The 3,745-nt window shown below is 31.6% G+C and carries 2 protein-coding genes; both read right to left on the bottom strand.

Annotated elements, in window-relative coordinates; all coding sequences use genetic code 11:
• On the bottom strand, positions 1–1,830 hold a 1,830-nt coding region (locus E1171_RS08935), incomplete at its 3' end, for a GumC family protein (RefSeq protein ID WP_155205666.1).
• A gap of 10 nt (positions 1,831–1,840) precedes the next feature.
• The gene (locus E1171_RS08930; RefSeq protein WP_155205664.1) at positions 1,841–2,659 is read right to left on the bottom strand and encodes a polysaccharide biosynthesis/export family protein; all 819 of its coding nucleotides are present in this window, start codon (positions 2,657–2,659) and stop codon (positions 1,841–1,843) included.
• Positions 2,660–3,745 lie beyond the last annotated feature (1,086 nt).

The following is a 3,745-nucleotide window of genomic DNA, read 5'->3' as shown; positions in this document are numbered from 1 at the left end:
TGCAAAAACTAAAATCGTTCTCCTGCTTGCTGCAGCCATTGTTAAGGCAAAATTGGAAGAAAAAGTAGTTTTTCCTTCTCCACTTAGGCATGAGGTAACAAGGATTGCACTACCCTCTCCACTCAGTTTCTTTGTTTTTGATCTGATTGATCTAAAATTTTCAGAAATTAAAGAAAATGGTATCTCCTTCACCACCAATTGAGACATCCCATTAAAATGAGGGATTTCCCCTAGAATAGGAATTCTAGTATTTTCCTCAATATATTCTTTTGAATAAAGCCTTTTATCAAAAAATATAATTAAAAGAACTCCACCAAACGATACAGTTAAACTTAAACCAAAAGAAATTGCTATTACCTCTATAAGGCCATAACTAACCGGCTTTTTGCTACTTCTAGGTGGATTTATTGGAAAAACCTCTGAGGCATGGGTAGCTTTGGATATTCCAGCTTCCGCTCTCTTCTCCATCAGAGCAACATAAAATTTTTCGTTTAAGTCATAAATTCTTTTTATATCAATATAATTCCGCTCTACTTGTGGCAATTTCTTTAACTCCCCACCTAGATTTACTATCCTTTGACTTATTTCATCGAACAAAATAATTTCTGCCCCTTGTATATTTTTGATATTTCCAATAACACTTAACTTCAAATGAATTACCTCCTCTTTGGTTTTTTCAGTATAAGGGTTGGACTCCCCTCCATTTCTCAGTAAAATCTTATATTGTTTTTGGGCTTCAAATAAATCACCAATCAAACGATCAAGGATGGGGTCATCAAAATCAAGAGAGGAAGGAACAACAAAGGAATCTATTCTGTCTTCAGATAAACCCTTTAGCAAATAGGAAAGGTACTTTAACTTTATTTGGGATCTATATTTTTCCTCTTCTAAATTCTTTATCTTTTTCAATAAAGTTAATCCCATTTCGCTTATTTCGGAGGGTGCATTTTCTCCTCTAAATAAAGTCCATCTTTTTTCCACATTGTACAATGAATCTTTTATAGTTCTTAGCTGTCTGTCAATAAAAGTCAAAGTCTTATCATAATTTCTATGTTTTAGTTTTAACTTTTGTTTTTGGTATAGGTCTAATAGAACATTTAAAATATCCTCTCCCCTTTCCGGAATATTATCATTTATAGAGATATTCAAAACTGAAGATCGCTGACCATGAGGCTCCACCAAAAGATCATTAATTAATTTTTCAGTTACATCATCAATATTTTTTATGGTACAAATAAGTGAACCTCCTATATAGTCTTTTAAAAGATCTCTATTTAATAAATTAACCTTTATCACTTCTCCATTTACTCTCAAAATATCCCCAAAGCGAAAAAACTTTTCTTCATTTGAACCTTGAAAAACAATATAAAAACCTTTTTCAGATTTAATCTTTATTGTAAACTCAAACTCCTCAATATTCCGCCCCTGAGAAATAAATTCGATACCTACAGGATTTTGTTTATACAATTCTTTTTCTCTCATCCCCACTTGGAAATTAACAGTTTTATAGAGCGCTAACGAATCTATAACCTGACGTACTAAGGGATGAGATTTAATAATTAGTATTTCATTGGTAAGATCATTTTTAAAGTTAAATTCACTCCCATAGGGTAATTGCAGTGTAGATTTATCAGTATCATTATTCGATGTTATTAGAATAGAGGTATTTATCGAATATTGTTTCTTAGAATAGGAGAAATAAATAAGACCTAAAAAAATACTAATTATTAAAACTGCTAAGAAAAAAAACCGGTACTTTGAAACTCTCAATATAATTGACCTTAAATCAATCACATCCTCAGGAAATTGTTCTTCTTGTTGAAATCCCATCTTTAAAAAATTATCTACTTAATATTAAGCTAATGGCAGTGATCGCAGACAGTATCAAACTAATATTCACTGCATTGTTTTTCACATTTTTAGATTTAAGGGGAGAAACAATCAAAACATCATTTGGCTGGAGATAAAAATATTTTGATGTTAGGATGGATTCATCAAGAACATTAATTTCATTCACCTCGATCATATTCTTTTTCGTAATCCCATAACCTACATTTGTGGTTTGGGCCAGGGAGGAAGCTACGGTCATTTCCTTTGACCTATTGGTTTGTCTTACTATTTTTATTTGATTCCTGTCACCAAACGCTGTTATATCACCTGCTAATCCTATAGCTTGAAAAATATTAATCCTACTTTTTGAAATGGGGTAAGTTCCTGGTCGGTTAACTTCCCCAAGTACGGTGATTTGAGAATTAATTAATTTAATTTTCACAAGGGGATCTTCCATATATTTAATTAATTCTTGAAAAATCTTAAATTGAGCTTCTTCAATGGACTTCCCCTGTAAATAAACTTTTCCTATTACAGGTAATTTTACCCATCCCTCATTGTCAACCCTAAACTCAGTCTCGTTCTGAAAATTATCAGACAACCTCATGTTTTCTCTCTGAAAAAAATTGTACTCATTTGGAGTTAAGGTTGTGATTATAATAGAGATCAAATCTCCCGGCTTAAGATTATAAGGGTTAAAATCTGCCTCATATTCCAGAAGAATTTGAGTATCTTCCTCATTACTTGTTTGGAGGTATTTAACCTTACGTAAAGGGGTACAACTACAAAAAAATATCAGCACAGAAATAAAGTAAAAAATTAACCTCATCAGATTAGGAATAAAAATGGAAAAACTTGAATCTTTTCTTCTTAGAAAAGAACTGAAAAATAAAGAACTCTATAGGGAATAGGCCTAGGAAAAATTTAGAACATCACAAAAAACAACACCAGAATCAAAAACTACTTCTAACAAATATTATTCAATTGCACAAAACCATCCTCTTTAAGGTAAAACAGCATGGTGAATTTATGTGATCCCAAAAAGGGATAAAAAGTTCCCTGAACAAAAAATTAAGACCCCTTATTGCCTATTGCATAATCCATTAAAAGCTAAATATGGGTTATCACATTTCATTTATTATAGCAAGTTGATTGAAGGAAAATTGAGTTTTAAAATCCAAGCATTTAGCCTTGCAAAGACAATTTCACTTATCATTAAATCAGAAGATTCTCCCTTTTAAAATCCATGGTGATTCCCCCTACTTAGCAAGATAATTTTGTGCTTTCCTTTGAAAAATAACTTATATGACTCAAAATAATCACTGCCAAATCAACGATTCCCCCCCTGCCGATTTTTTTAAAGAAAATTATAAATCATTCGTATCCTGCCTTTGAATTACTTTGCAATATTCGAAAATACTGGGGTTGCTTAAAACCTCTTACAGTAGACAATTGGTAGACAAAAAAACACTAAGGAAAAAACCATACATTAATTATTGGAGTGGTGCCCAGTCCAATAACACATAAATATTTAAAAAGTATTAGTATTCTAAAAAAGGAGCTTTAAATAGGAATTGTCTAAAAAAAGCATCGACACTAGTTGAATGAGAAAAACAGGAATGAAGACATTCACCTGCCAAGAGTAGCATACTGTAAACGAGTTGGATAGTAATTATATAAACCCTAATGGTGAAATCTCCCTGTTATTTTGATTTATGCAAAGCTTCTTAAAGTTTACAAAACAGATAAGTATATCCTATGCATAGGATTTATGAAAACAAATTAAAACCTGATTGGAAACAACAGAGGTTTATAGAAGTATAAGAAAACTTAATGAGGAATTTATTAGGAGCGTGGAAGGGGACTTTAACCTTTATGGACAACCAATCATAATTTAAGTCTACAAACTTAAAGG

This window comes from Xanthovirga aplysinae (assembly GCF_009711365.1).
Classification (GTDB): domain Bacteria; phylum Bacteroidota; class Bacteroidia; order Cytophagales; family Cyclobacteriaceae; genus Xanthovirga; species Xanthovirga aplysinae.
The sequence above is the reverse complement of the archived record's forward strand: the minus strand, read 5'-3'. Positions and strand labels throughout refer to the sequence as shown.

What these genes read in the sequence shown, in the direction of transcription:
- E1171_RS08930 (WP_155205664.1), bottom strand. Translation starts at nt 2,659, where the DNA reads ATGAGGTTAATTTTTTACTTTATTTCTGTGCTGATATTTTTTTGTAGT.